This window comes from Lacinutrix sp. YIN62 (assembly GCF_057219185.1).
On record NZ_JBXVVH010000086.1, the window covers coordinates 1 to 706 of the forward strand.

The 706-nt window shown below is 36.8% G+C and carries 1 protein-coding gene; it reads right to left on the reverse strand.

Going from position 1 to position 706, the window contains the following annotated elements:
* Positions 1–706: tetratricopeptide repeat protein (locus AC2D8I_RS16310; RefSeq protein WP_484707178.1), on the reverse strand; the 706-nt coding region annotated here is incomplete at both ends.

Here is a 706-nt window from a genome sequence, read left to right on the forward strand (position 1 = left end):
CCTCATTTTTATGGGCTTTGTAAAGATGTAATACGCTGTGTTTTGCATTGGTAAGCGAGTCTTTTTCGTAGATATTATCATAAAAACTTTCTCTAGAGAAATACATTGTTTCGCCATCTGGTGAAAAGGAAACAATCCCTTCATGATGTTTACTGTTAATAGCATTACTTAATAATGCTTCTTCTTGATAGGTTCCGTCTTCTGCTATGGTATACTCATAGACATCTAAGAAAGGTTCATTATTCCAGCCGTATTTTTTTCTGGCACGATTTCTTGCGGAGGTAATATATAATTTTCCGTCTTGAAAAGTACCTCCAAAATCTGAGGCTTCGGTATTAATGTCTAGGTTTTGAACATTAAAGGTTTTGCCTTTTTCTAATATTTTAGGTAAATAATCTGGATTAGCATTGAATGCAATGGCTCTATTGTCTGCTGGGCGCAATGCGGCAAATTTTTTCATTTGTGTATTGGACGCTTCATACTTTCCATTGGCTTTAAGCATTTGTGCGTATTTGTATACCATCTCGGCATCGTTAGAGTTTTCTAAGGCCTTGGCATACCAGCGTTCTGCTTCAACGGTATTAAAGACATTGTAGTTGGATTCTGCTAAACGGCCATAGATGTAAGGGTCTCCTTTGCCTTTTTCTATTAATTTATTGTAGGCTTCGGCTGCTTTTACAAACTCTAGTTTTGCAAAGTGCTTGTC